The 26454-nt window shown below is 34.3% G+C and carries 26 protein-coding genes; 9 read left to right on the forward strand and 17 right to left on the reverse strand.

From position 1 onward, the window contains the following. Position 1: 1 nt before the first annotated feature. From pcaF to Z054_RS0124830, 12 genes are all read right to left on the reverse strand, one after another. Entirely contained in the window at positions 2-1213 is a 1212-nt protein-coding gene (pcaF, locus tag Z054_RS0124775) for a 3-oxoadipyl-CoA thiolase (RefSeq protein WP_024772704.1), read from the reverse strand. Between the two features lie 210 nt (positions 1214-1423). Next, positions 1424-1834 (reverse strand): PaaI family thioesterase, encoded by a 411-nt coding sequence (locus Z054_RS0124780; RefSeq protein WP_174412250.1) that lies wholly within the window; start codon positions 1832-1834, stop codon positions 1424-1426. A 9-nt stretch (positions 1835-1843) separates the two neighbouring features. Beyond that, positions 1844-3022 (reverse strand): 3-hydroxyacyl-CoA dehydrogenase NAD-binding domain-containing protein, encoded by a 1179-nt coding sequence (locus Z054_RS0124785; RefSeq protein WP_024772706.1) that lies wholly within the window; start codon positions 3020-3022, stop codon positions 1844-1846. A 73-nt stretch (positions 3023-3095) separates the two neighbouring features. Next, positions 3096-3461, reverse strand: coding sequence for a four helix bundle protein (locus Z054_RS0124790; RefSeq protein WP_024772707.1), 366 nt, complete (start codon positions 3459-3461; stop codon positions 3096-3098). A 52-nt stretch (positions 3462-3513) separates the two neighbouring features. Then, the gene (locus Z054_RS0124795; RefSeq protein ID WP_024772708.1) at positions 3514-4293 is read right to left on the reverse strand and encodes an enoyl-CoA hydratase-related protein; all 780 of its coding nucleotides are present in this window, start codon (positions 4291-4293) and stop codon (positions 3514-3516) included. A gap of 2 nt (positions 4294-4295) precedes the next feature. Further along, entirely contained in the window at positions 4296-4664 is a 369-nt protein-coding gene (locus Z054_RS0124800) for a VOC family protein (RefSeq protein WP_035093485.1), read from the reverse strand. After that, positions 4664-5167, reverse strand: a complete 504-nt coding sequence (paaD, locus tag Z054_RS0124805; RefSeq protein ID WP_024772710.1) for a 1,2-phenylacetyl-CoA epoxidase subunit PaaD — start codon at positions 5165-5167, stop codon at positions 4664-4666. Before paaD ends, Z054_RS0124800 begins: the two co-directional genes overlap by 1 nt. A 93-nt stretch (positions 5168-5260) precedes the next feature. Beyond that, positions 5261-6016, reverse strand: a complete 756-nt coding sequence (gene paaC, locus Z054_RS0124810) for a 1,2-phenylacetyl-CoA epoxidase subunit PaaC (RefSeq protein WP_024772711.1) — start codon at positions 6014-6016, stop codon at positions 5261-5263. A gap of 100 nt (positions 6017-6116) precedes the next feature. Further along, positions 6117-6401 (reverse strand): 1,2-phenylacetyl-CoA epoxidase subunit PaaB, encoded by a 285-nt coding sequence (gene paaB / locus Z054_RS0124815; RefSeq protein ID WP_024772712.1) that lies wholly within the window; start codon positions 6399-6401, stop codon positions 6117-6119. Positions 6402-6434: 33 nt separating this feature from the next. Continuing rightward, complete coding sequence (gene paaA / locus Z054_RS0124820; protein ID WP_024772713.1) at positions 6435-7415, reverse strand: 1,2-phenylacetyl-CoA epoxidase subunit PaaA; 981 nt, start codon at positions 7413-7415, stop codon at positions 6435-6437. A 12-nt stretch (positions 7416-7427) separates the two neighbouring features. Continuing rightward, the gene (paaE, locus tag Z054_RS0124825) at positions 7428-8501 is read right to left on the reverse strand and encodes a 1,2-phenylacetyl-CoA epoxidase subunit PaaE (RefSeq protein WP_024772714.1); all 1074 of its coding nucleotides are present in this window, start codon (positions 8499-8501) and stop codon (positions 7428-7430) included. Positions 8502-8603: 102 nt separating this feature from the next. Then, positions 8604-9173, reverse strand: coding sequence for a TetR/AcrR family transcriptional regulator (locus tag Z054_RS0124830; protein WP_024772715.1), 570 nt, complete (start codon positions 9171-9173; stop codon positions 8604-8606). A gap of 248 nt (positions 9174-9421) precedes the next feature. Between Z054_RS0124830 and Z054_RS0124835 the strand changes: the two genes are divergently transcribed. Beyond that, positions 9422-9859 carry an META domain-containing protein gene (locus tag Z054_RS0124835; RefSeq protein WP_084050582.1) on the forward strand — a complete coding sequence of 146 codons (438 nt, stop codon included), beginning with the start codon at positions 9422-9424 and terminating at the stop codon, positions 9857-9859. Between the two features lie 25 nt (positions 9860-9884). Here the strand turns inward: Z054_RS0124835 and Z054_RS29205 are convergent, their stop codons facing one another. After that, complete coding sequence (locus tag Z054_RS29205; protein ID WP_024772717.1) at positions 9885-11555, reverse strand: T9SS type A sorting domain-containing protein; 1671 nt, start codon at positions 11553-11555, stop codon at positions 9885-9887. Between the two features lie 118 nt (positions 11556-11673). Here Z054_RS29205 and Z054_RS0124845 point away from each other — a divergent pair, with 118 nt between their 5' ends. Both Z054_RS0124845 and Z054_RS0124850 read left to right on the forward strand, forming a co-directional pair. Further along, positions 11674-13434: an aromatic amino acid hydroxylase gene (locus Z054_RS0124845; protein WP_024772718.1), complete on the forward strand. Its 1761-nt coding sequence runs from the start codon at positions 11674-11676 to the stop codon at positions 13432-13434. A 322-nt stretch (positions 13435-13756) separates the two neighbouring features. Continuing rightward, complete coding sequence (locus tag Z054_RS0124850; protein WP_024772719.1) at positions 13757-14929, forward strand: DUF3103 family protein; 1173 nt, start codon at positions 13757-13759, stop codon at positions 14927-14929. A gap of 67 nt (positions 14930-14996) precedes the next feature. Here Z054_RS0124850 and Z054_RS0124855 read toward each other — a convergent pair whose 3' ends face one another. Together Z054_RS0124855 and alaS are read right to left on the reverse strand one after the other, a co-directional pair. Continuing rightward, a complete protein-coding gene (locus Z054_RS0124855) occupies positions 14997-15947 on the reverse strand; it encodes a GSCFA domain-containing protein (RefSeq protein ID WP_024772720.1) in 951 nt (316 codons plus the stop codon). A gap of 54 nt (positions 15948-16001) precedes the next feature. Further along, positions 16002-18635 (reverse strand): alanine--tRNA ligase, encoded by a 2634-nt coding sequence (gene alaS / locus Z054_RS0124860; protein ID WP_024772721.1) that lies wholly within the window; start codon positions 18633-18635, stop codon positions 16002-16004. Between the two features lie 205 nt (positions 18636-18840). Here alaS and Z054_RS0124865 point away from each other — a divergent pair, with 205 nt between their 5' ends. Genes Z054_RS0124865 through Z054_RS0124890 form a run of 6 tightly spaced genes read left to right on the forward strand, consistent with a single transcriptional unit; the run spans position 18841 to position 23127 of the window. Beyond that, complete coding sequence (locus tag Z054_RS0124865; RefSeq protein WP_024772722.1) at positions 18841-19818, forward strand: M23 family metallopeptidase; 978 nt, start codon at positions 18841-18843, stop codon at positions 19816-19818. A 6-nt stretch (positions 19819-19824) separates the two neighbouring features. Next, complete coding sequence (locus Z054_RS0124870) at positions 19825-20931, forward strand: CapA family protein (protein WP_024772723.1); 1107 nt, start codon at positions 19825-19827, stop codon at positions 20929-20931. Between the two features lie 2 nt (positions 20932-20933). Continuing rightward, the gene (locus Z054_RS0124875) at positions 20934-21263 is read left to right on the forward strand and encodes a MerR family transcriptional regulator (protein ID WP_024772724.1); all 330 of its coding nucleotides are present in this window, start codon (positions 20934-20936) and stop codon (positions 21261-21263) included. Between the two features lie 26 nt (positions 21264-21289). Beyond that, the gene (locus Z054_RS0124880; RefSeq protein ID WP_024772725.1) at positions 21290-21892 is read left to right on the forward strand and encodes a LemA family protein; all 603 of its coding nucleotides are present in this window, start codon (positions 21290-21292) and stop codon (positions 21890-21892) included. Continuing rightward, positions 21892-22329 (forward strand): TPM domain-containing protein, encoded by a 438-nt coding sequence (locus tag Z054_RS0124885; protein WP_024772726.1) that lies wholly within the window; start codon positions 21892-21894, stop codon positions 22327-22329. Before Z054_RS0124880 ends, Z054_RS0124885 begins: the two co-directional genes overlap by 1 nt. Next, positions 22330-23127, forward strand: coding sequence for a TPM domain-containing protein (locus Z054_RS0124890; protein ID WP_024772727.1), 798 nt, complete (start codon positions 22330-22332; stop codon positions 23125-23127). 152 nt (positions 23128-23279) lie between these two features. Here the strand turns inward: Z054_RS0124890 and der are convergent, their stop codons facing one another. Beyond that, positions 23280-24587 carry a ribosome biogenesis GTPase Der gene (der, locus tag Z054_RS0124895; RefSeq protein WP_024772728.1) on the reverse strand — a complete coding sequence of 436 codons (1308 nt, stop codon included), beginning with the start codon at positions 24585-24587 and terminating at the stop codon, positions 23280-23282. A 305-nt stretch (positions 24588-24892) separates the two neighbouring features. After that, positions 24893-26425, reverse strand: coding sequence for a choice-of-anchor I family protein (locus Z054_RS0124900; RefSeq protein WP_024772729.1), 1533 nt, complete (start codon positions 26423-26425; stop codon positions 24893-24895). Positions 26426-26454: the final 29 nt, after the last annotated feature.

Consider the following 26454-nt stretch of genomic DNA (forward strand, 5'->3'; position numbering starts at 1 on the left):
ATCAGATATTTGTATTTTCAATTACACAAGCATACCCTTGACCTACTCCCACGCACATTGTAATTAGAGCATATCGTTTATTTTGTTGTTGTAATTCTAAAGCTGCAGAATATGCAATCCTAGCACCAGTCACTCCTAATGGGTGCCCTATTGCAATAGATCCCCCGTTAGGGTTTATTCTAGAATCGTCATCTGCTAATCCCCATTCTCGTATACATGCCAATGCTTGTGAAGCAAAAGCTTCATTAAGCTCTATAACATCAATATCATCCATCGTAATTCCTGCTTTCTCTAACGCTTTATTAGATGCCTGAACAGGGCCAATTCCCATAATTCTGGGTTCTACTCCCACTACTGCAGAACTTACTATTCTGGCCAGTGGTTTTAAGTTATACTTTTTTACTGCGTCTTCTGATGCTATAATAGTAGCTGCTGCTCCATCATTTAATCCTGAAGAGTTTCCTGCAGTTACACTTCCTTCTTTTTTAAAGGCCGGGCGTAATTTTGCTAACACTTCTTTGGTCGTTGTTGGTTTTACAAACTCATCATCAGAAAACAGGATTGGATCTTTTTTGCGTTGTGGAATTTCGACTGTAGTAATCTCTTTAGCTAGTCTCCCGGATTTCTGGGCATTGGTCGCTTTCATCTGACTCCAATATGCAAAAGTATCCTGATCTTCTCTTGAGATATTATATTTCTCTACCAGATTCTCTGCAGTATTTCCCATACCGTCTGTACCGTATAGGTCATGCATTTTTTGGTTTACAAATCGCCATCCAAAACTAGAATCATACATTTTAGAATCATTACCATAGGCTGATGATGATTTTGCAATTACGTATGGGCCACGTGTCATATTTTCTACTCCTCCCGAAATAAACAGATCACCATCTCCTGCTTTTATTGCTCTATTTGCATGAATTATTGCAGACAGTCCCGAGCTACATAAACGATTTACCGTTTCTCCCGGAACGGTAAAAGGTAATCCCGCTAATAATGCAGCCATTCTGGCTACATTACGATTATCTTCACCGGCTTGATTAGCACATCCTAAAATGACATCATCATAGGCCTCTTTTGGAATATTTGGATTATTTTCTACTAACTTTTCTATTACCAAAGCTCCTAAATCATCAGTTCTCACTGCTGATAATGTTCCTTTATAACTTCCTATAGGAGTACGGATTCCGTCTATTATATATGCTTCTTTCAAAAGTTTAAATTTTAAATGTTAAATCATAAATTCTAAAGTGTAATCTTATATATCCGAATCACTTTTACATTTATCATTTTACGGTTTTATATTTTAAATTCTATTTTGCTTCAATTAGAGATTCTGATCTTTAGTTTATTCTGTGTTAAGTCAAAGAATCGGAATAATAAAATTGTTCACTTTTACAGTAAACGGTTTCACTTTTAATATTTATTCTTCCCAGTCCTTACTGGTTCTGTATACTACTCCTTTAAAAAGAGCAACGATATCATTTCCTCTTTTAACTTCTACAATATTAAAACCTACTTTGGTCTTAGTAATATCAACTGTAGCTTCTGCTGTTAAATAATCTCCCTCTTCCAAAGCTTCGATATGATTGATCGAGGTTTCTATAGATACTGCATATTTACCATGAGTATTTGCCGAAAAACCAAAAGCTGTATCTGCCAAGCTATAAGATATTCCTCCGTGAGCTTTATTCATACTATTCAACATTTCTTTCCTAATCGTCATCCCTACTTTACATCTTCCTTTTTCGACTTCGATAATTTCGATACCTAACCATTGGCTAAAAGCATCTTGAGATAACATCTTATGAGGAATTCTTTCTGATTTTATCATACGGGTAGATTAATTATCTGCAACTAGTTTTTTATTAAAAAAAGTTCGATTCTCTCTCACCATTTTTCTTAATATCGGGCTACATCGATATCGATCTTCGTGATATTCGTTATAAAGATTGTCTAGCATATTGACACACCAATCCATTCCTTTTTCATCTGCCCAGGTTAACAATCCTTTTGGATAATTTACTCCTTTGGTCATTGCAATATCGATATCTTCTGCCGAGGCAATATTCCAGAACAGTGCATCTGCTGCTTCATTAATCAACATCACCAATACTCTATCAAAGATGTATTGCGCCAGTACTTTATCTTCTTTAGGGCTTTGCTTTATTACATTTTCGCCATATTCATAATACCCTTTGCCTGATTTTCTTCCCAGATATCCTGCTTCAGACAATCTCTTTTGCGTAAAAGAAGGTTTGTATCGGGGGTCGTAGTAAAATGCTTTAAAAACAGTTTCTGTAACCGTATAATTGATATCATTTCCTATAAAATCCATTAACTCAAAAGGGCCCATTCTAAATCCACCCAAAGTTTTTAAACTCCAATCTATAGTAGCTACATCTGCCAAGCCTTCTTCATAAATACGTAAAGCTTCTCCATAAAAAGGCCGTGCTACACGATTCACAATAAATCCAGGAGTATCCTTGGCTAAGGCTACTATTTTCTTCCAATCTTTGATGATACTCACTACTTTATCTGTAACCTGAGTCGAAGTTTGTACTGCAGGAATTACCTCAACCAGTTTCATTAAGGGAGCTGGATTAAAAAAATGGATACCTATACATCGCTCTGGTTTTTTTAATGAAGATGCTATGGATGCTATAGATAAAGAAGAGGTATTGGATGCGATAATTGTATTTTCAGAAACGTATGTTTCTAATTCTGAAAATACTTTCTTTTTAATATCCAGGTTCTCTATAATAGCTTCGATTGTGAGATCTGCATCTTTAAGGTCTTTTAAAGAATCAACATAAGAAATATTACCTTGAATACGTGTTTTCTCTGCTTGATCAATCCTTCCTTTTTCAATTAAACGGGAAAGAATTTTTTCTAAAGCTTGTTTACTTCTATCTAACGCTTCCTGTTTCGTGTCAAACAATTTTACTTCACAACCAGAAGTAGCGGCTACCTGAGCGATACCACTTCCCATTGTTCCTGATCCTATTACTCCAACAATCATAATTAATTTCGAATATCGAATGTTAAATATTGAATACTGAAATATTTATTTTCAGTAAGTCTATTAGCATTCATTACTTATTTTTATTTTGCGATGTTCGAATACTAGATACGAAAATCGCTATGAGTTCATTATTTTCTTTTATAATTAATTCTAACTTATCAATATCTATAACTTGATTCGTTCCTTTTTGAATTTTCAAATTCACAAGTGATCCTCTTAGTTCTTTTAAACATATTTTCATTTTATGAAGGAAATCTCTCGGTGACTCAGCACTTTGAGCTTCTCCATAATTTAATGCAGCAGAAGTTGAAGAACGTATTAATTGTTTAGATAAATGTTGAGAAGCAAAATTATCTTCTGATTTTCCAAAAACTAGAATAACATCAATTGAAAATTTAATCAATCTTTCTTCTAAATCGTATTTATAGTTTTTCACACTTAAAACTTTAGTATTCGATATTCTTTTATTCGTTATTGGATATTTCTATTTATTTACCTTTAAATATTGGTTTTCTTTTTTCAATAAACGCATTTACCCCTTCTGCATAATCTTCGCTTTCTGCAGATTCTATCTGTAAATCTGACTCCATTGTTAATTGCTCTTCAAGCGTATTTACCAAGGATTGATTTAGTAATCTTTTGGTCAATCCCAACGCTTTGGTAGGCATTAGTGCTAGTTTTGAAGTTAATTTAATAGCCTCTTCTTCAAAAGTTTCTACTTCAACCATTTTATAAACCATTCCTAATTGCTCTGCTTCTTTTGCGCTCACTTTATCACCTAACATCATTAAGGCAGAAGCTTTTTGGAAGCCAATCAATCTAGGTAGAAAAAAAGTTCCTGCACTATCCGGAATTAGTCCGATTTTACTAAATGCCTGGATAAAACTTGCAGCTTCTGAAACTATAACGATGTCACATGCCAATGCAATATTAGCTCCTGCTCCTGCAGCAACTCCATTTACAGCTGCCACAATCGGTTTTTCGATAGTTCTTATCCTTTGAATTATTGGATTGTAATGTTCTTCTAATATTTTTCTAAAACCTGGATTCAACTCGGGAGAAGTTACTTCTTTAAGATCCTGACCAGCGCAAAATGCTTTTCCGTTACCAGTAAGCATAATGGCTCTTACTTCATCATTAGTATTACACTCATCTAATGTTTTCTGTAACAACAAGGCCATTTCTCTATTAAAACTATTAAAAGTTTCTGGACGGTTTAACGTTATTTTCGCTATTCCATTATCAATGTGCAATTGGATTGAAGGCATATTTAGTTCTCTATTTTGAAATGTGGATTATAAATTATTCCGATACTATTATTCCATGGGCATTTTACCGACGCCACTACTATTTCTCCTCCTACATTTGTTGGTTTCTCATGTTCTGTAGCTCCTAAATCAAGTAATCTTTGATATGTTGCATCAATCTTTTCTACACCCCAATATGAAAGCACACCATCTGATTTTGCTTCTGAAGAGGTTTCTTCTGGAAGTAATCCAAGCTCATATCCTCCTATATTGAATCCCACGTAAAAAGGTTCATCGAAATAAGGCTTTGTATTAAACGCTTCTGAATACCACTTCTTGGCTTTATCCAGATCACTAACTTTATATATTGTTGTTCTTAATCCGAGCATCATTATTTAAGACATTTGAAATAATCAAAAGGTTCTAAGCAATCATTACATTGAAACAGTGCTTTACACGCTGTTGAACCAAATTGACTTATCATTTTTGTATTTGTTGAGCCACATTGGGTGCACTTTACTATTTTTTTACCTCCAAGTAGTGCTTCTTTATCAGCTTTCTCGTTTAAAGGTGCAGCAATCCCATATTTTTCTAGTGCTTCTCTACCATTTGGAGTAATCCAATCGGTCGTCCATGCTGGTGATAAAACCAAAGTAACTTTGGCTTCTATATTTTCTTTTGCAAAAGCATTAATAATATCGTCTCCTATCACATCCATCGCGGGGCAACCGCTATACGTTGGAGTAATTGTAACCTGAGCAATAGTTTCTATCATTTGAGCAGAGCGAACGACTCCCATATCCATAATAGACAATACCGGAATTTCGGGATCATGAACTTTTTCCAAAATTGGAATCAGCGTTGGATCGATATGTTTCTCTAATTCTATTGTCATAATAAATATTGAATATCGAATATTTAACACCAAAGGTTGAAGTTTTATTTCTCTTCATCATTCAATATTCTAAACTCAGTATTCTATATTATTTTACCACTTCATATTAGGATAGGTACGTTGCATATATTGTAAATCTGAAAGTAAATACCCCATATGTTCACTATGAATACCTTGTTTACCACCTTTCTGAAACCATTTTGTTTCTGGCATGGTAATAGTAGCTTCTTCAAATACTTCTCTAATTCTTTGATCGTATTTTTCTCGCAAAGCTTCAGTATTAACTCCAACTCCATTCTCTACAGCAATCTTATCATCATCTGTCATATGGAATAGTTCATCTGTAAACTTCCACAAGTCATCAACAGCTTCCTGAATTTTTTGATGGCTTTCTTCTGTACCATCTCCTAATCTTTTCATCCAATCAGAAGAAAATCTTTGATGATAACTCACTTCTTTAATTCCTTTCTTTGCAATTGCTGCTAATGTTTCATCATCACTATTTTGCAATTCTTCTAATAATAATAAATGAAAAGCATCATAGAAGAACTGTCTTGTAATCACATATCCAAAGTGTTTGTTTGGTTGCTCAACAAGAAGTACGTTTTTGTATTGTCTTTCTATTCTCAAAAAAGCAATATCATCTTCAGTCTTCCCTTCTCCCGAAAGCTGAGCCGCGTATTGATAATAACTTCGTGTTTGACCTAATAAATCCAATGCCATATTAGTCATTGCAATATCTGTTTCCAGGTTTGGTCCATGACCACACAATTCTGACAATCGTTGACCGAGGATCAAGGCATTATCTGCTACACCGTAGATATATTGTATTTTATTCTCGTTTTTCATAATACAGCCCATAAAATTGGGTATCTTATTTAAATAGCTTTAATTTCAAATAGTAAGTCTCCTGTATTCACAGGAATTGTAATTCTTGCAGTTGCAAAAATTACATATGCTTTACTTCATCGGGTAATGTATAAAACGTAGGGTGTCTATACACTTTATCCTGAGCGGGTTCAAATAATTCTCCGTTATTATCAGGGTTTGATGCTGTAATATGTTTAGATTCTACTACCCATATACTTACTCCTTCATTTCTTCGAGTATACACATCTCTGGCATTTTCTAAAGCCATTTCTGCATCGGCTGCATGAATACTACCAAAATGACGATGTTCTAAACCATTTTTACTTCTTACAAATACTTCCCAAAGTGGCCAGTTATTTTTCATAATTATGAATTTTGAATTCTGAATTCAGAATTATTATATTGCTTTTTTAAGCTTTTTATCTTCTTGTTTTTTGGCATAAGCCATAGCTGCGTCTCTTACCCATTCTCCTTTTTCCCAGGCATTAACTCTAGCTGTCATACGTTCCTTATTGCAAGGTCCATGACCTTTTACTACTTGCCAGAATTCGTCCCAATCTATTTCTCCAAAATCGTAACTCCCCTTTTCTTCATTCCATTTTAAATCTGGATCTGGAATAGTAAGTCCTATTAATTCTGCTTGCGGAACGGTTTGGTCAATAAACTGCTGACGTAACTCATCATTAGTTTTTCTTTTTAATTTCCACTTCATTGATTGAGCAGTATGCACAGATTCTGCATCTATAGGTCCTAGCATCATCAACGATGGCCACCACCATCGATTTAATGCATCTTGTGCCATTTCTTTCTGTTCTGGAGTACCATTCGCCAACGTAATCATTATTTCATACCCCTGGCGTTGATGAAAACTCTCTTCTTTACATACGCGTACCATAGCTCTTGCATATGGCCCATAAGAAGTACTACATAGTGGTACTTGATTAATAATTGCTGCACCATCTACCAGCCAGCCAATTGCTCCCATATCTGCCCAAGTGATTGTAGGGTAATTAAATATACTAGAGTATTTTGCTTTACCTGTATGCAATTGTTCATATAGTTCTTCTCTAGAAATCCCTAAAGTCTCACATGCACTATATAGGTATAATCCATGCCCGGCCTCATCTTGAACTTTAGCTATTAAAGCTACTTTACGCCTTAAGGAAGGTGCACGAGTAATCCAGTTTCCTTCTGGCAGCATTCCAATAATTTCGGAATGTGCATGCTGAGAAATTTGCCGAATATGAGTTTTCCGGTATTTTTCTGGCATCCAATCTTTAGGCTCGATCTTTTCATCTCTGGCAATTTTTTGCTCAAAGATTTCTTCTAGACTTCGACTCTGCTCCGTCCCTTGGTTTTTTATTTCTTTTTCGCTCATAACACTTGAGTTTTATACATCAAAATCAACCACTACTTTTTCTGTGGTAGGAACAGCCTGGCAAGATAATACTAAACCTTTAGCAACCTCATCTTCTTCTAGTGCATAGTTCACCTTCATTTCTACTGCTCCTTCAATAACTTTACATTTACAAGTACTGCACACTCCACCTTTACAAGCAAAAGGCAAATCTGCTCCAGAGGCCAATGCTCCATCTAATATATTATCGTGATCATCATCCATTGCAAAGTGAAACTCTTTTCCTCCGTCTATAATAGTAACTTCAGTTCCATCAAATTTATGATCAACTACTTCTGCTGCTTTTTTCTTATCTTCTTCAGAAACACCTGAAAAGAAAAGTTCATAATGAATTTTCTCTTTTGACAATCCTGCATTCACCAATCCGTCTCTAATCAAAAAGATCATTTCTTCAGGACCGCAGACAAAGCATTCATCTACACTGGATATATCAATTACTTTATCAGTAAGTTCTTGTATCTTTTCTTCTGTAAATCGCCCATTAAGCAATGGTATATCCCGTTGTTCTTTTGTTAAAAAATAGAATATCTCTACTCTGCCAAAATACTTATTTCTAAGTGCTTCTATCTCTTCTTTAAAGATAATCGATTTAGCGTTCCGATTCAAGTAAAAGAGCTTGAAAGTACTTTCTGGCTCAGAAGCAAGGTGAGTTTTTAGTATGGATAATATAGGTGTAATACCACTTCCTGCAGCAAAAACAATATAGTTTTTAGCTTTTGACGGGGCTACTTCAACAAAAAAGTTTCCCATAGGAGGCATTACTTCTATAACATCTCCTTCTTTAAGTACATCATTTGCAAAGTTAGAAAACAATCCCTGATCAATTCGTTTAACCGCCACTTGCCATTTATTTTCGACAGGGCTTGAACACAAGGAATAAGAGCGTCTTACCTCTTCATCATTTATAGATGTTTTTAGAGTAAGATGCTGACCTTGCTTAAACAAAAATGCACTCCTAAGCTCTTCTGGTATATCAAAAGTAATAGATGTACAATCCTTAGTTTCTTTAATTAACTCAGAAACGCGAATAGAATAAAAATCAGTCATATCTTAATTTAACTATATAGTTATAGCTAAACAAAACTAACAATTGTTAGTTTGATACACAAATAATTATTTGTTAATTTTATTACTATACTAAAATATTGATCATGCTACCCCTTTAAGCAGCACCGATATCATATCGCGTTTCAAGATATCAGAATCAATCTCTTTTTGTTCGGGATACCACAAATACAATGTTCTTAAGGTAGAGAGTGTAGAAAAAACCATAATTTCAACATTATAGGGTTTAATCTCTCCTTTTTCTAATCCTTTCTTTACTATATCCCTAAAATTATCTTCATATTCTTCTCGCATTTTCTCAAAGTATTGCAGATTACTCTCTTCAAGATGCATCCAATCATTATTAAGTGAAGCCAGACCATCTGCATTTCGTAAAGTCACATCTATATGCAAGTCAATAATATTTTCCAGTTTTTGGATTGTATTTTCATCAGAAGTTACAATTTTATTCATCCCCACAGTAAATTCTTCTGCAAGTCCAATTATGATAGTAGACAATATTTCTTGTTTCGACTGAATATGATTATACAGGCTTGCAGCTTTAATCCCCATAGCTTTTGCCAAATCTCTCATAGTTACCGCACTATATCCTTTTTCTTTAAAAAGAATAGCCGCTGCATTTATAATTTCTTGTTTTCTGCTTTCGGGTCTCATCTGTTTCGATTTATCATTTTTATTGGTCAGAAAAATTCACATAGTAATTATTTTCGACAGGCTCACCTAATAAAGTGAAGCTGGTATGAAAAACCTTAACTATATTCATTTTATGGTAGGTATTTTGTTTTCCACTCAAAAATAAATTTTAATCTCATATAACATACATTTTTGTTACCAAAAACAGAGAATACGACCAATTTATCTTATAAATAATACTATATTAACCATAAAAAGAATCTAGACTCATGAAATTTTTAATGATCATTTTGTTTTTCGTGGTATTTTCAAACACAAATAGTTGTGCCAACAAAAATAATGCAGCAGTCAAAAATCAGGAAAAAGAAAGTCAGGTTACTAAAAAGGCAACTTTTTTCATCACTCTTCTTAACGGGAAAGATGTTTCTGAGAGAAAGTTACACATCACTTTTGACGAAGAACAAAGCTCTGCTTATGGCCACGCTGGCTGTAACACGTTTTCATCTAAGTATACCGAAGAAAACGGAACTATTTCTTTTAGCTTCCCTATTGCAACAAAAATGTATTGTGAAAAAAATGCAGCAATAGAAAAAGAATTTTTTAAAACTCTTGTTGAAGTTAAAACCAGAATCCTGACAGAAGATTCTCTAGTCCTAAAAGACAGTAACAATAAAGAGTTATTCTCTGGTGTAAGATCCAAAGAATAACTCTTTAAATATTATTATTCTATATCTAGAATTGCTTACTTACAATTACTTTTTTAGTAAAAGAAGTACCATCAGATGTATTTTTAACATAAATAAAATACATTCCTGTTGATTTATCTGACATATCAATTTGTCCTTTTTCCTCAGACAATTTCCCAGAACCTACAACCATTCCAGAAATGTTATAAAGATAATATTCTAATTTACCCTCTACTGTATTAGTAATACTAATTATAGCATCAGAAGCATTAAAAGAAACGGCTAACACCTTTTCTTCTTCAGGTTCAGGCTCTGGATCAATTGGTGGCGGTGGGGTACCATCATTTTCTTGAGAAAGCATATCTAATGTTTCTCTTCCAGTATTATCAGAATCTAACCAATTAGAAAGTCTGTTAGAATCTGAGTTACCAAAACTCCACGAAACATTAAACCTACCATAAAAATCTGAAAGATCATTATCATTTGTTCCCGAACAAGCGGCTCCTCCTCCTGCAAGTTGCCCTACTATTCTACCACTTGGGTTAAAAAGAGCAGAACCAGAAGATCCTCCTTCTGTAACTCCAAGGTCCCAATCCGTTACCTGCCAGGAATCAACGGGAGCAGTTAAGCCTCCAATATTAGTCTTTACTTGTACTAGAGCTACATTTTCTCTACATACTTTCATTATATCTCCACTAGGGTGATGAATCCCAACTGCAAAATTTGCTGCAATATCTCTTTTGTCCCATCCAGCCCATTCTAAATCCCAGGACTCATCTAAACCTCCATCTAAATTCAACAGTTTAAAATCAGATTCTGCATTCGAAGCTAATCGTGTAGCTCCACTTGTTGTTTGGTTTACTGCAGCATCTGTACTACCTGTAACAGTAGCACAGGAAGGGTTAGGACTAATCCAATTAAAACGGAATGCCCACGTAGATTCATTACCAGCATTACAATGATTAGCTGTCAAAAAATATGGCGCTTTATCATTCTTCGTATTATTAATCAATGTTCCTGTACAAACAAAACCGTCCATCAGTACAAAAGCGACAGCATGCTTCAATCTATCTTTTAACTCGTCAAAATCCTCTCCAACAGAGCAATCTACATCCTGATTACAATCTCCTGATTCATCTATTTTTTGCTGAATTTGAGTATTTGTAATCGAGCGATACCCATGAATTACTTTAGCAATGTTTAACTGACCTTTACCAACAACAGAAGCAGGCTCAAAATATTCTACCCAAACATTATCTCCTTCTACCATCCATGTACCTAGCATCTGATCAGGTCTGTTAAAAATATTTGTATATGCACCTAAAAGATCAGACCTATCATTATTATAAAGATACACCGTAGCTCCTCGAGGTATTTTATAGGTATCAAAAATGAAATTTAATGTCTTGGCACCTTTAGATATAATATTAATACGCCATATCCTATCTCCATTAGGTAATTCGTCCCATACTCCCGAATTTTTAAGACCTAGGTTTACTTTAAGTTCATAACCAAATCTCCATGGTCTTGATTTATCTGAATCATTCTTAGCATCTTCTGCATTGATTCTATTTAAATCAAAACTTTTCATAAGCATCGGAACTATGCTTTTTTTGTTTTGCATACTCCAACTTGTAGGTTCTCTATCATTAGTAACCTGGGCATTGATTCCTAATGTACCTAATAATAATCCTAATACTATCAGCTTAATTCTCACAACCATCTATTTTTTAAAATTGATAAAACAAATTTAACTATTTAAGAATACTTCAATATCAAAATAAAACTATTAATTTTCCAATTAAATTGTCTTGATCAAAAATTAATTTCTTTATATGTCTCTAAATATTGCATCTAATCCCTTAATCGACAGGCTTCCTGCACACTTAAAACAGTTCATAAAACCACAAAATTATGAAGAATACACACCCATAGATCAAGCAGTTTGGAGGTATGTTATGCGTAAAAATACTACTTCACTTACCAAAGTTGCCCATAATTCATATCTAAATGGCCTTAAAAAGACCGGAATTTCGATCAATGAAATACCAAGTATGTATGGAATGAATCGAATCCTAAAAGAAATTGGATGGGCGGCTGTAGCTGTTGATGGATTTATTCCTCCTAATGCATTTATGGAATTTCAGGCATATAATATTCTTGTTATTGCATCAGATATCAGGCAATTAGAAAATATCGAATATACTCCTGCTCCTGATATAATTCATGAAGCAGCAGGACACGCTCCTATCATTGCTAATCCTGATTATGCAGAATACTTGCGTCGTTTCGGAAAAATTGGTTGTAAAGCTATCTCTTCTAAAAAAGATTATGATATGTATGAAGCCGTGCGTACACTTTCTATTCTAAAAGAAGCATATGGTACGGATCCAAAAGAGATAGAGGAAGCAGAAAGAAAAATAGAGGAACTACAAAACCAGAAAGAAAATCCTTCAGAAATGGCTTTGATACGTAACCTACATTGGTGGACAGTTGAATATGGTCTAATTGGCACAGTAGATGAGCCCAGGATTTATGGTGCCGGATTACTTTCCTCGATTGGAGAAAGTGAGTGGTGTATGACTAACAATGTAAAAAAACTGCCTTACTCTCCTGATGCTGCTTTTCAGGATTTTGACATCACCAAACCACAACCTCAACTCTTTGTAACGCCAGATTTTGCCTATTTATGTCAGGTGTTAGAAGAGTTTGCAGATACTATGGCTTTAAGAAAAGGCGGACACAGAGGGCTTGCAAAACTAATTGAATCACAAAATTTAGGAACAATAGAGCTAAGTACTGGTTTACAAGTCTCAGGAGTATTTACCCGAATGATAAAAAATGAGGATAATGAGGTTATTTATTTTGAAACTAATGGCCCGACAGCACTTTCATTTAGAGAAAAAGAGCTTATAGGTCATGGCATAGAAACTCATTCTAACGGACTCAGATCTCCTCTTGGAAAATTAAAGGGTATCAATCTTGCTATAGAAAACATGTCTCCAAGGGATCTGAAAGCTTATAACTTTTATGATGGGGAATACATAGAATTCGAATTCGAAAGTGGAATCACTATTGCAGGAACGAATATTACTGGGATAAGGAACATTAAAGGTGAATTAATTTTAATTCAGTTTAGCGAATGCACCATTAAATATAAAGACGAATATCTTTTTAAACCAGAATGGGGTACTTTTGATCTGGCTGTTGGAAAAGAAATAGTTTCAGCTTTCTCTGGTCCTGCAGATGATAACTCATTTGATTTAGTAACCCATAATCCTTCATCGGTTACTGCGCAAAGAACATATTCTGAAAAGGAAAAAGACTTACATTCTTTATACTCGTCTGTTAAAAACATTAGGGAAGGAAAAAATGCTATGTTTTCGCTAGAAGCTGCATTCGAAATTTTAGAAAAAGAGCATATTGATGATTGGTTACTTTGTTTAGAGATTTATGAATTAGTTTATGATAGAGATTCAACATTTGCTTCACAGGTTTTAGAACACCTTAAAAACATACAGTCCAAAAGACCTAAAATTCAACATTTAATCAATAGTGGTATTGATACCGTAATCAACTCGGAGTTTACAGTATAGAATACCATTTCTTTTTTTTTAAATTACTTCATCAAAAATCATAGCTTCTAGAATTTTTAGTTTGCTATCATAAGGGTGTGTGTTTTTCTAAAATTCCTAAACGAAAACAACAATAAAACATCAAGCGCCTCACAATCAACACTTTAAATAATAAATGTAATTTTATATGCATGCATAATAAATATATAAAAAACAAAAAAACACTTATCGTTTTTTATGGCTTAACCACATTTCTTTTGAGTATTTAATCCACTATAAATCAAGTAAATACAATATCATTTTCATAATTTTAAAAGACAAAACTAACTTAAGTATATTAATTATGAAAAAATCATTTTTACTTTTAAATGTAGTTCTCGTTTCCTTGTTATTTTTTAATTGTGAAACCGAAGAAACAGTCGTTAACGAAACTAACGTAGTTCGAGACACGAATAGTATAGACAAAAAAAGGATCGCATTTGATCTCATTGATTTACTCACCAATACAGAGTTTAAGACTAATATTGTAGAAGCATTAGCCAAAGATCACACACCAGGCATTAAGCTATCTAAATTATTAAAAGAAAACGCTTTCATATCGGATCAGAAATCGTATCAATCTTTAAAAAAGGTAGTAGATAAAGCAGATAATCAGCTTAAATCTAATGAAACTCCAGACAATATAGAAATCCCAGAGTTATGGCTACAAAGACCAAGTAATAAATCGGTAAATTATGCTGATCTATTGGTATCATTTGCTCCCAAAGGTGATGAAAAATCATGGTCGAAAATTGAAGCATATACTCTTGATGGAGAAACCGTTTTTCTTGACGTTAAAGATGCACCTAATGTACCGGTACTTGTTATAGAAACCAAAGGCTATGAAACCTTAAGAGCAGAGGTTGATTATATGAATAAGCAGTTACAAACTGCCGGATTACAAAATGATCGTTTTAGGTCTGCTAAAATGGACTTAAGCCCTTCTTCAAAAGCCAATTCGGGACTTGAAACAACCAAATTAGATCAAATACGTTTAAATCAAGATGAGGAACCCTGGATCAGTGGTGCTGCAGAGGTTTATGCTATCACTTCTGGAATAAAAAATACCAGTAATGAAGCCGAAGTAAAGATCATACCTATGTATTATCTGGACTATGAAGGCACAACATATTATCCTAACCAAATCATGCTTTTCTGGGACGATTATAAATACCAGGCAGCAAATATCCAATTATTCGAAAAAGATGATAATTACAACTTTAAGCAATTGGTTACCATTATTGTTGATGGTATTTTTCAAATCATTGGTACTGTTTCTGGACAACCATGGGTAAATGTACTTGGACAAGTAGCAGGAGCTATTATACAAGCAATGCCAGATGAATGGTATACTAACAATGATGATTATGTAGACTCTTTATATACTATTCAAAAAAACACAACTTATACTAATCACGTTGGTGCTCGAGGTAATGCAACAGTGACTTTATCACCACTGTTTATTCCTAGTAATTAAACACATTATAAAAGAGGTTGCTATATGTATTATAGCAACCTCTTCTATTTTAAATATAAATAATTATTTACCCCCAAATCATATGAGGATATTCTTTATATAACTGGTATTTTTTTGCTTCTAGCTTCTGTAAGAATAACACATGTTGTTCACTTTTTGGATTAAACGGCCTATGCATCATTCCTTTTTTGATTTCCTCAACTCTATTCATGGTTTGAATAGTTTTTTCAGAAATCCAAATTTCGGAAAAACGTTCCCAGATATAGTGGATAGCCAAACTACTAGGATGAATCATATCTAAATCATAAAATCGATAATCTCTAAGTTCATCCATCATGATTTCATAAGAAGGAAAGTAGCTTAGATTTTTATTCTCATGAATAATTTGATGTATCGATGTGATTAAATGAGATTTACTTCTATTGTTTTCTACAAACCCATCTTTACTATGCCGCACAGGAGAAACGGTAAATACAATTTCTACTGATGGATTAACACCTTTAATTAAATGTATACAATTCTGAAGGCATTGATTGACCTCTTCTACAGATAACAATTCTTTTTCAAACTCTCGCTGCGGAATTTTATGGCAATTCGCTACCACCATATCCAGAGATTTTAATCGATATACCCATGCAGTACCTAGAGTGATAAAAATATGTGTCGCAGATATAATACTCTCTCTTGTAGCTGTTAATGCATTATTCAAATTAGATAATACTACATTTTGATCAGCATTGCTTAAAGAAGAATGTGCATCAAAACAATGCCATTGTTCATTGATATAAAACAAGTCGGTATCGGTATATTTTTCTCCCTGAGTAGCCATCCACAAAAATGTTTCTATAGCCTTAGGATGAAATAATATCCCAAATGGATTGATCTTATTCTTAAACTTAAAGTATTCGAACTTCTCTCCTATATTTTCTGCAAAGCATGATCCTAACAGTAAAAACTCTGAATTATAATCAATTTTTGGTTCTTGAGACTGTAGTCTTATTTTGGTCTGTAGGTTCATAAGTCTCCTTACTCTCTCCCTCCTCCGAAGAGGAAGAGTTTTATAGTTATAAGATTATTTCAAATATTGTTTTGCATTATCTAATGCTTCTTCTATACCTGCAGGGTTCTTTCCTCCTGCTGTAGCAAAAAATGGTTGTCCACCACCACCACCTTGAATATACTTACCAAGTTCACGAACCATCTGTCCTGCATTCAATTTTTTCTCATCTACCAAATTTTTCGAAATATAGCATGATAACAAAGCCTTACCTTTCTGATCCGATCCAAAGAACACTACAATATTTTCAAGTTCACCTCCTAATTCGAAAGACAAGTCTTTAATCCCTGCAGCATCTAAATCTACTTTTTTAGCCAGGAATTTAACTCCATTTACGTCTTCAAATTCTGATTTTAGATCTCCTTTCAGGTTTTTGGCCTTATCCTTAAGAAGGGCTTCAATTTGTTTTTTCAGACTTGTGTTTTCTTCTTGTAATGACACAATGGTCTTTAAAGGGTCCTTTGTTTTAAGAACTGCTTTTACTTCTCCATACGCTTCTGATTGAGTTGTAAAGTATTCTTTTGCTGCATCTCCCGTAATTGCTTCAATCCTACGAATCCCTGCCGCAATTGCACTTTCTGATACAATTTTAAAATGCCATATACTACTGGTATTTTTTACATGAGTACCTCCGCAAAGTTCCATAGATTCTCCAAATCGTATGGCTCTTACGGTGTCTCCATATTTTTCTCCAAATAGTGCAATAGCACCTTCTGCTATTGCCTGATCATAAGAAATATTACGCTGTTCTTCTAGTGGAAGCTGCTCACGGATTCTAGCATTTACAAAATGCTCAACTTCTTTCAATTCTTCAGTAGTCATTTTAGCAAAATGAGAGAAATCAAAACGCAAATTACCACTATGAACCATCGATCCCTTTTGTTCTACATGCGTACCCAGAATTGTACGCAATGCCTGATGCATCAAATGTGTTGCTGTATGATTCGAAGCAGATCTTGAACGTTGTTTTTCATCTACTACAGCTGTCAAAGTCTCATCTATATGTTTAGGCAAGTTTTTAGTAAAATGAATAATAAGATTATTTTCTTTCTTGGTATCTATTATATATACAACATCACCATTAGGCACTTCTAAGTATCCTTTGTCTCCAACCTGTCCTCCTCCTTCAGGATAAAATGGTGTTTTATCAAATACCAACTGATACAGCTCTCCATCTTTCTTACTATTTACTTTGCGATAACGGGTTACTTTTACATTTGTTGTAAGATGATCATATCCAATAAAATTTTCTGTAGTAGTATCATCTAGTAATATTTTCCAATCTCCGGCAGTTACTTGTGATGCCGCTCTGGATCTATCTTTTTGTTTTTGGAGTTCTACTTCAAATCCTTTTTCATCTAATTCATATCCCTGCTCACTCAAAATTAAAGCTGTCAAATCAATCGGAAAACCAAAAGTATCATACAGCTCGAAAGCTTTCTCTCCAGAGATTATATTTCCTTGGGTATTCTTGATTACATTTTCTAACAATACTAGTCCCTGATCCAATGTTCTTAAAAAAGATTGTTCTTCTTCTTTAATCACATTAGTGATTAAGTTTTTCTGAGCTTTCAATTCGGGAAAAGCTTTACTCATTTGTTTGCTAAGTGTTTCTACCAGCTTATAGATAAAAGGTTCTTTAGTATCCAGAAAAGTAAAGCCATATCGAATAGCTCTACGCAAAATTCTTCGGATCACATATCCTGCTCCTGTATTACTAGGCAGTTGGCCATCTGCAATAGAAAATGACACAGCTCTTACATGATCGGCAATAACACGAATTGCAACACTTACTTTTCCATCCTCATCGGTTGGCAAGCTATTTTTATCATATGTAGAATTGGTAATCGTTTCAATTTCTCGAATTATGGGCGTAAAAACATCAGTATCATAATTTGACTTCACTCCTTGTAATACCATACATAAACGTTCGAATCCCATTCCGGTATCTACATGCTGTGCTGGTAACTTCTCTAATGACCCATCCGCTTTTCGATTATATTGCATAAAAACCAGATTCCAGATTTCTACCACTTGTGGATGATCCATATTCACCAAATCCCGACCAGGAATTTTAGCTTTTTCCTCATCTGAACGGATATCTACATGAATCTCAGAACAAGGACCACAAGGTCCCTGATCTCCCATTTCCCAGAAATTGTCTTTCTTATTCCCCATGATGATACGTTCTTCTGGAACAATAGCTGTCCAGAGATCATAGGCTTCCTTATCCATATCCAGATTTTCATCTTTGGCGCCTTCAAAAACAGAAACATAAAGAATATTTTTATCTATACCGTATACTTCGGTCAACAATTCCCAGGCCCATTGGATTGCTTCTTTTTTAAAATAATCTCCAAAACTCCAATTCCCAAGCATTTCAAACATGGTATGATGATAGGTATCCATACCTACTTCTTCCAAATCATTATGTTTACCACTTACACGCAAACATTTTTGAGTATCTGTTATTCTATTACTTTTTGGAATACCATTACCTAAAAAGAATTCTTTAAACTGGTTCATCCCGGCATTAGTAAACATTAAAGTAGGGTCATCCTTGATCACCATAGGTGCCGAAGGCACGATGCCATGTTTTTTGGATTTAAAAAACTCTAAAAATTGATTTCTTATTTCTTGGGATTTCATGAATTCTATTTATTACTATTTTTCGAAATAAAACACTTAATACAATCGCGATCACTATTTTGCGTTGTTTTAAAAAAAGATTCTAATTCGATATTTGTCAGTTTTTTCCGGACTTTGCAACAATTTGTTATATTTGTTGCGATGTCTTGGTTTATTATAAACCATGTATTGGTTAATATCCTGCAAAAATAGCATATTTTAGATTATGTCAAAGGTTAAATATTACTATGATAGTGAGACGCTTTCTTATCGAAGAATAGAGCAAAAGAAAGGGCGTAAATTTGGTATAGCTGCATTAGGAGTTATTAGCTCTTTTTTAGCTGGTTTTGTCCTTCTTCTTATTTATCTTAACATCCCTCAATTAGAGACTCCTAAAGAAAAAGCTTATAAAAGAGAGCTTGAGAATATGCAGCTTCAATATGATTTAATGAATCAAAGATTGAAGCGTGATGAAAATATTTTAAAAGAAATCGCAGAACGTGACGATAATATATATCGCCTTTATTTTGGAGCTAACCCTATTCCTGGTGAATTACGTAATGCCGGATTTGGTGGTGTGAACAGGTATAAGAATCTAGAAGGTTTTGAAAATTCTGATATTATTGTTGAAAGCAGTGAACGTATTGACAAATTAACCAAACAGATTGTAGTTCAATCAAAATCCCTTGATGAAATTGCATCTTTGGCAGAGAAAAAAGAAGAACTGTTAGCTACAATTCCTGCTATACAGCCCATACAAAACTCGGATTTAAAACGTATGGCATCTGGTTATGGATGGAGAAGTGATCCTTTTACCAAAGCAAGAAAATTTCATTATGGAATGGATTTTTCGGCTAGTACAGGAACTCCTGTTTATGCCTCTGGTAATGGTGTAGTAACCCGTGCAGATGCTAATTCTTCTGGTTATGGAAAACATATACGTGTTGATCACGGCTTTAATTATGTTAGTTTATATGCACATCTAAGTAAATATAATGTAGAGAAAGGCCAGAAAGTAAAACGAGGAGATGTTATTGGCTATGTAGGAAGTACAGGAAGATCTGTTGCTCCTCACTTACATTATGAGATTTTTAAAGATGGAGAAAAGATTAATCCTAGAAATTTTTATTATGGAAGTTTAACTTCTGAAGAATTTGATCAAATGCTTAAAGCTTCTAATCTTATTAATGAAACTCTAGATTAAATATTGATGCGCAAACTATTTCTTATTGTCTTCGTTTTTGGTTTTTGTTCTTCTATACAAGCTCAAAAATATTCAAAAGAAGTATTGGACTCGATGTACGTAATAGTCCAAAATACCCAACAAAAATTAGCAAAGCCTAAATATATTAAAATCATGGCCGTTGGTGATATCATGATGGGAACCGATTTCCCTAATGACAGTTATTTACCTCCCGAAGGCAAAGGTCCTTTTGATGATGTTAATACGATACTTAGTCAAGCAGATTTGCTTTTTGGTAATTTAGAAGGTACGCTTACTGATGAAGGAGAAAATGCGAAACGCTGTTCTGATCCATCAAAATGTTATTCGTTTAGATCACCAGAATATTTTGGAAAATATCTTGAAGAAACAGGGTTTGATGTAATGAGTATCGCTAATAATCATATTGGTGATTTTGGTGAAATAGGAATTAAGAACACTTCTAAAACTCTCGAAAAGCACAATATTGCTTATGCAGGAGTATTTGCTCAGCCTTCTACAATTTTTGAAAAAGATGGTATCACGTATGGATTTTGTGCTTTTGCCCCTAACAAGGATTGCATAAAAATTCATAACTTAACCAATGCTAAAAAAATCGTAACCGAACTCAAACAAAAAGTAGATATCGTGATTGTTTCTTTTCATGGAGGTGCAGAAGGCCTTAAATACACTCATGTTCCCAGAAAAACAGAACGTTTTTATGGTGAAGATCGTGGTGATGTTTATCGTTTTGCACATACTATGATTGATGCTGGTGCTGATATTATTATTGGACATGGACCACATGTTTCAAGAGCTTTTGAAGTATACAAAAATAAATTTATAGCATACAGTTTGGGTAATTTCTGTACCTACTCCCGGTTTAATTTAAGTGGCATTAAAGGATATGCTCCTATTGCAGAAGTTGAGATTGATACCGATGGTAATTTTATTAAAGGTAAGTTACATTCTGCAAAGCAGATCGATGAAGTATATCCATTTATTGATGAGAAAAAAAGAGCATTAAAGGAAATTAAATTATTAACAGAAGAGGATTTCCCTGAAAGTAAGCTCATTTTTGAAGATGATGGAAGTTTTACACAACAAAAAGAATAAGTATGTATGTAGACTTACCAAAAAAAATGTATTACAGTATTGGTGAGGTAGCCGATGCTTTTGATGTAAATGCCTCTTTAATTCGCTTTTGGGAAAAGGAATTTGATATTATAAAGCCTAAAAAAAATGCTAAAGGCAATCGAAAATTTACTCCAGAGGACATCAAGAATCTCGAGTTAATTTATCACCTGGTAAAAGAGCGTGGATTTACTCTGGAAGGTGCTAAAATTCATCTTAAAGAACAAAAACAAGAAGCCTTAGACAGTTTTGATATCATTAGAAAACTAGAATCTATCAAAGGACAATTGCTAAAGATTAAAGAACAATTGTAAAAAGTCATCTTATTATAATTTGAGTTATGAAAAAACTTTTAATACCAGTATTAATAATCGTAGGAATCATTGTAATTCTGTATTTCTTTTTTGGAAGTCGTTATAACACTGCCGTTACATTTCAAGAAGATGCAAAAACAGCGTGGTCTAATGTAGAAAGTGCTTACCAAAGACGTAGTGACCTTATTGGCAACTTAGTTAAAACTGTTCAGGGAGCTGCAGATTTTGAACGTAATACTTTAAAAGAAGTAATCGAAGCCAGAGCCAAAGCAACTGCAGTAAATATTGACCCTAGTAATATTACACCAGATCAAATAGCACAGTTTCAACAGGCACAAGGAGGACTAACCTCTGCCTTATCAAGATTATTAGTAACCGTAGAGCGTTATCCAGATCTAAAAGCAAATCAAAATTTTCTTAATCTGCAAACACAACTAGAAGGAACAGAAAATAGGATTAATGTAGAGCGCAACAGATACAACGAAGCTGTAGGTGATTATACAAAATTTATGAGAAAATTTCCTAATAATATCATTTTAAGTGTTTTTGGAAGCCTTGAGGAAATGGCACGGTTTGAAGCTGATAGAGGTGCAGAAAAAGCACCAGATGTTGATTTTAATTTTAAATAATGTCTAAGGTAGAAAATTTTCTCACTTATGATCAAGAGCAACAAGTCGTTGCTGCAATTAGGAGTGCAGAAAAAACGACATCCGGAGAGATTCGTGTGCATCTTGAAAAACATACTGAAATAGAAATTTTAGAAAGAGCTACCGAAGTTTTTCATTGGTTAAAAATGGACAATACTATCCAACGTAATGGAGTGCTCATCTATGTTGCTGTAGAAGATCGCAGTTTTGCTATTTTTGGAGATAAAGGCATTAATGATGTTGTTGAAGACAATTTCTGGGAAAGCACAAAAGATGCTATACTTGAGCAGTTTAAAAAAGGAGGTTTCACTCAAGGGTTAATTGACGGAGTTCTTCTTGCCGGAGAACAGTTACAGAAATATTTTCCTTGGGATCATACCGATATCAATGAACTCTCTGATGAAATCTCAAAAGGATAGATGAATACAATAAAACAATTCATATTGCCTTTATTGTTTTTGGGAATATTTTCTATACCCTTCCATACAATACATGCACAAAGAGAAATCCCCGCTAAACCAAAAAAACAAACATCAGTATATGATGAAGCTACAATGCTTTCTTCGCCTCAAGCAAAGCTTCTCGAAGAAAAATTAATCCGATACACCGACACAACCTCAACGCAGATTGTAGTAGCCACTATTTCTTCATTACAGGGTGAGAATATTGGTCTATATGCTGCAGAATGGGCTCATGAATGGGGGATTGGGCAAAAAAAAGAAGACAATGGAGTTTTTATTCTAGTTGCCAAAAATGATCGAAAAATATGGATTGCTACGGGATATGGAGTAGAAGAAAAACTCACAGATTTTACATCCAAAACCATTATTGATCAAATCATTACTCCTGAGTTTAAAAAAGGGAATTTTTATAATGGCTTAGATAAAGGAACAACAGCTATCTTTCAGGTTCTTGATGGCACTTTTAAAGGCTCTAGAAAGAATAGCAAGAATGACTTTCCTATACTAGAAATAATTTTGATGGTATTCTTTTTTATAATCATCATAAGAGCTTTTTCAAAAAAAAATAATGGCAATGGTGGAAAAGGAAATCGAGGAAACCAGTCCGGAAGTAGTCTTCTGGATATAATTATCCTAAGCAACATGGGTCGTGGAGGTTATGGCGGAGGAAGTTTTGGCAGTGGTTCTAGTGGTGGTTTTGGCGGCGGATTCGGTGGTGGTGGATTCGGTGGCGGTGGTGCTGGAGGAAGTTGGTAATCATTTTTATTTCTGTTTAGTTCCAAATTGCATAATCAAAAGCAAAAAAAATGCAGTAAATCGTTTGAATAACTAAATTCAGAACGAAAAAGTAATTATGCAACAAATAATTCCCAAAAGACTTTATAAAGCAGAATCAGAAAACTAAGCCTCTACTTCTTTCTTAAATACACCGAAACTGGCACACCATGAAAATCAAACTCTTTACGAAGTTGGTTTTCGAGAAATCGTTTATATGGATCTCTTATATACTGAGGTAAATTGCAGAAAAACGCAAATTGAGGTTGTGGTGTTGGCAATTGCGTAATATACTTTATCTTCACATACTTACCTTTATAGGCTGGCGGTGGGTTACGTTCAATTATCGGCAATAAAACATCATTAAGCTCACTGGTTTTGATCTTCTTAGATCTGTTTTTATATACCTCTACAGCAGTTTCGATAGCTTTAAATATACGTTGCTTTGTTAAAGCCGAAATAAATACAATAGGAACATCGGTAAATGGCTCTGTTTCTTTACGTATATATTTTTCAAAATCTTTTAAGGTATTACTCTCTTTATCTTCTACAAGATCCCATTTATTAACTAAGATCACTACTCCCTTACGATTACGCTCTGCTAGCCAAAAAATATTTTGTACTTGTCCGTCAAAACCTCTGGTAGCATCCAAAACTATTAAACAAACATCACTATGCTCAATCGCTCGAACTGATCGCATTACAGAATAGAACTCCAGATCTTCTTTCACTTTAGATTTACGTCGTATTCCTGCAGTATCTACCAGGTTAAACTCGAACCCAAAACGATTATATTTGGTATCAATTGCATCCCGGGTAGTTCCTGCAATATCGGTAACGATATATCTATCTTCTCCTATCAAAGCATTAATAAAAGAAGATTTACCAGCATTAGGCCTTCCTACTACTGCAAATCGCGGTAATTCACTAGATTCATCGTCTTCTTTCTCGGGCAGTACTTTTACTAACTCATCCAGAAGTTCTCCTGTACCACTCCCATTAATACTGGCAATAGTATAATATTCGCCAAGGCCTAAATTATAAAATTCTACTGCATTTGTAGCTCTCTGCCCATTATCCACTTTATTTACAACCAAAAAAACAGGCTTATCAACTTTACGAAGTAGATTAGCAACATCCTGATCCATTCCCGTTATTCCTGATTCTACATCAACCATAAAGATAATAGCGTCTGCTTCATCGATAGCCAATTCTACCTGTTTATCGATTTCGGCTTCAAAAACATCATCACTACCCACAACATAACCACCGGTATCAATTAATGAAAACTCTACTCCATTCCAATCACTCTTTCCATAATGTCGATCACGAGTTACCCCGCTAACAGCATCTACAATAGCTTCTCTTCTTTGAATTAACCGATTAAAGAACGTTGATTTCCCAACATTAGGTCTTCCTACAATTGCCACTATACCACTCATTGATATCTATTCTAAATTTTGTGCAAAATTAGACTTTTTATTTTAGCAATACTATAAATGTTTTGATTTGATTAACAATAGGAAAGAAAGTAAAAATAAAAAGCCCAAAGGCCAATGTTTCAGGCCGATGGAACTTTTCATAATTGATAGTCAGTCAGTGAAATAATTACTTAGTCAAATATACCACGTATTGCAGTCAAGTTGGTTACTGTAAAACAACAAAGTTTTTATTGTTATTAGTGAAAAAACGAGGTTTTTTAGCCTCTCACCAGCATTATGACAGGGATTCCTCTATCGATATTGATTTAATCTTTTTTACTTATTTCATAAATAGCGACTGTATTAGATACTTCATTAGTTACTATTATCAAATCATTTTCTGTTGGACTATCTTCTGCTTCTACCACAATCAATCCTTCTGGAGAAATATCTGTTTCATTCTTTAACCATTCTAAAAATTTCGGATTAGAGGGGCTGGATATATCATACACCAAAACTCCTCCTGTTCTCTCTAGCCCAACAAAAAGCAGTGTTTTTCTTCCCACTTTAAGGGTTTCTACAGCTTCTGGCTCTGCTCCTTTATCATCAGATCTTTTATCGGCTGCACTTCCTTCGTTATTATTAAAAGCACTCGGATCCAAGTCAAAAATCGTTTTTCCTATTTGATCTCCACTGTCATAAATAACTGCTCCAGATGTAGACCATATAGTAAATGATCTTCCACCATAAGTATAAATCATATCATAATCTCCATCACCATCAACATCTCCATTTGCAGTAGTAACTTTTAGTCTTCCTAAATTCTCATCTAATTGTAAAGTAGCTGCATCAGAAAAAGCAACAGGATCAAGTGTAAGGTCTTTTACTCTCTTTTCTTCAGAAAACCCATCGTAATCTCTAGAATCTCCTTCATTTGCTGTTATTAAGTATCGCCCTCCTCTGATCTTAGTATACGTTATAGCATCTGGATGATAAAACCCTAAAACCGGCCAATTTTGAAAATTTCCTACAATATCATCTTTATCACTAGCGTCTATTTGATTATTTGTTAATCCATAATTTTTCACCCCCAGTCCAATAATATCAGTAATCGTTTTAGTTTCTAGATTAACGATTGCCAATCCATTATTCTCCTGTAATGTAACATATGCTGTTTTCGAATCATGAGAAATAGCAACATACTCTGGTTCTACATCTTTTGCCAGAGATGCTCCTGGTCCAAAAACCCGAAAATCATTACCAATAGTCTGATCATTAAAAGCTGTAAAACTGATGTTCGAAACCTGCCCGGTAGCAACCTCTATAACAGTTATTGATCCTTCTGGATCATCTGTATACAAATCATCAGGTTCTCCTTCATTTGCTGCTACAATATATTTTCCATTAGGGCTAAAAGTTACCATATCTGGTAATGCTCCTGCTGGATAAGTATGTAGCAGTTCTTGTGAATCCGAATTATAAATTGCAATCGTTCCGTTGGCTTGTTTGTTTGAAGAATTTTCTAAAGCCACAGCTACCATTCCGTTGTTCACAGCTACGCTATTGGGGTTACCAATCAAAGATATATCTACTCCCTGTACAGGTGCGCCTGGATCAGAAATATCCCAAACCGAAAGTTCTGATTCTTTTGGATTTACAACAAAAAGTTTATCTGTTTGTGGATCAAAAGCAGAAATCTCTGCAAATCCCTCACCTCCCGTTCCATTGGTAAACCCTCCAATTTTCTTGAACGTTAGTTTATTAGTATTCCCTCCACCATGATAATCATCAGGATCACATGCGCTAAAAAGGCTTAATGCAACTGCGGAAATAAGAATAGTCTTGTTAAAAGTTTTCATTATTGATCTTGTTTTGTGATTAAGGCTTC

The organism is Aquimarina macrocephali JAMB N27 (genome assembly GCF_000520995.1).
GTDB classification, from domain to species: domain Bacteria; phylum Bacteroidota; class Bacteroidia; order Flavobacteriales; family Flavobacteriaceae; genus Aquimarina; species Aquimarina macrocephali.

What these genes read in the sequence shown, in the direction of transcription:
- Z054_RS0124830 (WP_024772715.1), bottom strand. Translation starts at nt 9,173, where the DNA reads ATGAGACCCGAAAGCAGAAAACAAGAAATTATAAATGCAGCGGCTATT.
- Z054_RS0124780 (WP_174412250.1), bottom strand. Translation starts at nt 1,834, where the DNA reads ATGATAAAATCAGAAAGAATTCCTCATAAGATGTTATCTCAAGATGCT.
- Z054_RS0124900 (WP_024772729.1), bottom strand. Translation starts at nt 26,425, where the DNA reads ATGAAAACTTTTAACAAGACTATTCTTATTTCCGCAGTTGCATTAAGC.
- paaD (WP_024772710.1), bottom strand. Translation starts at nt 5,167, where the DNA reads ATGACAATAGAATTAGAGAAACATATCGATCCAACGCTGATTCCAATT.
- Z054_RS0124890 (WP_024772727.1), top strand. Translation starts at nt 22,330, where the DNA reads ATGAATACAATAAAACAATTCATATTGCCTTTATTGTTTTTGGGAATA.
- Z054_RS0124785 (WP_024772706.1), bottom strand. Translation starts at nt 3,022, where the DNA reads ATGATTGTTGGAGTAATAGGATCAGGAACAATGGGAAGTGGTATCGCT.
- Z054_RS0124865 (WP_024772722.1), top strand. Translation starts at nt 18,841, where the DNA reads ATGTCAAAGGTTAAATATTACTATGATAGTGAGACGCTTTCTTATCGA.
- Z054_RS0124885 (WP_024772726.1), top strand. Translation starts at nt 21,892, where the DNA reads ATGTCTAAGGTAGAAAATTTTCTCACTTATGATCAAGAGCAACAAGTC.
- paaB (WP_024772712.1), bottom strand. Translation starts at nt 6,401, where the DNA reads ATGAAAAATAACTGGCCACTTTGGGAAGTATTTGTAAGAAGTAAAAAT.
- paaC (WP_024772711.1), bottom strand. Translation starts at nt 6,016, where the DNA reads ATGAAAAACGAGAATAAAATACAATATATCTACGGTGTAGCAGATAAT.
- der (WP_024772728.1), bottom strand. Translation starts at nt 24,587, where the DNA reads ATGAGTGGTATAGTGGCAATTGTAGGAAGACCTAATGTTGGGAAATCA.
- Z054_RS0124855 (WP_024772720.1), bottom strand. Translation starts at nt 15,947, where the DNA reads ATGAACCTACAGACCAAAATAAGACTACAGTCTCAAGAACCAAAAATT.
- paaE (WP_024772714.1), bottom strand. Translation starts at nt 8,501, where the DNA reads ATGACTGATTTTTATTCTATTCGCGTTTCTGAGTTAATTAAAGAAACT.
- Z054_RS0124880 (WP_024772725.1), top strand. Translation starts at nt 21,290, where the DNA reads ATGAAAAAACTTTTAATACCAGTATTAATAATCGTAGGAATCATTGTA.
- Z054_RS0124850 (WP_024772719.1), top strand. Translation starts at nt 13,757, where the DNA reads ATGAAAAAATCATTTTTACTTTTAAATGTAGTTCTCGTTTCCTTGTTA.
- Z054_RS0124870 (WP_024772723.1), top strand. Translation starts at nt 19,825, where the DNA reads ATGCGCAAACTATTTCTTATTGTCTTCGTTTTTGGTTTTTGTTCTTCT.
- Z054_RS0124795 (WP_024772708.1), bottom strand. Translation starts at nt 4,293, where the DNA reads ATGCCTTCAATCCAATTGCACATTGATAATGGAATAGCGAAAATAACG.
- paaA (WP_024772713.1), bottom strand. Translation starts at nt 7,415, where the DNA reads ATGAGCGAAAAAGAAATAAAAAACCAAGGGACGGAGCAGAGTCGAAGT.
- Z054_RS0124800 (WP_035093485.1), bottom strand. Translation starts at nt 4,664, where the DNA reads ATGATGCTCGGATTAAGAACAACAATATATAAAGTTAGTGATCTGGAT.
- Z054_RS0124845 (WP_024772718.1), top strand. Translation starts at nt 11,674, where the DNA reads ATGTCTCTAAATATTGCATCTAATCCCTTAATCGACAGGCTTCCTGCA.
- Z054_RS0124875 (WP_024772724.1), top strand. Translation starts at nt 20,934, where the DNA reads ATGTATGTAGACTTACCAAAAAAAATGTATTACAGTATTGGTGAGGTA.
- Z054_RS0124835 (WP_084050582.1), top strand. Translation starts at nt 9,422, where the DNA reads ATGAAATTTTTAATGATCATTTTGTTTTTCGTGGTATTTTCAAACACA.
- alaS (WP_024772721.1), bottom strand. Translation starts at nt 18,635, where the DNA reads ATGAAATCCCAAGAAATAAGAAATCAATTTTTAGAGTTTTTTAAATCC.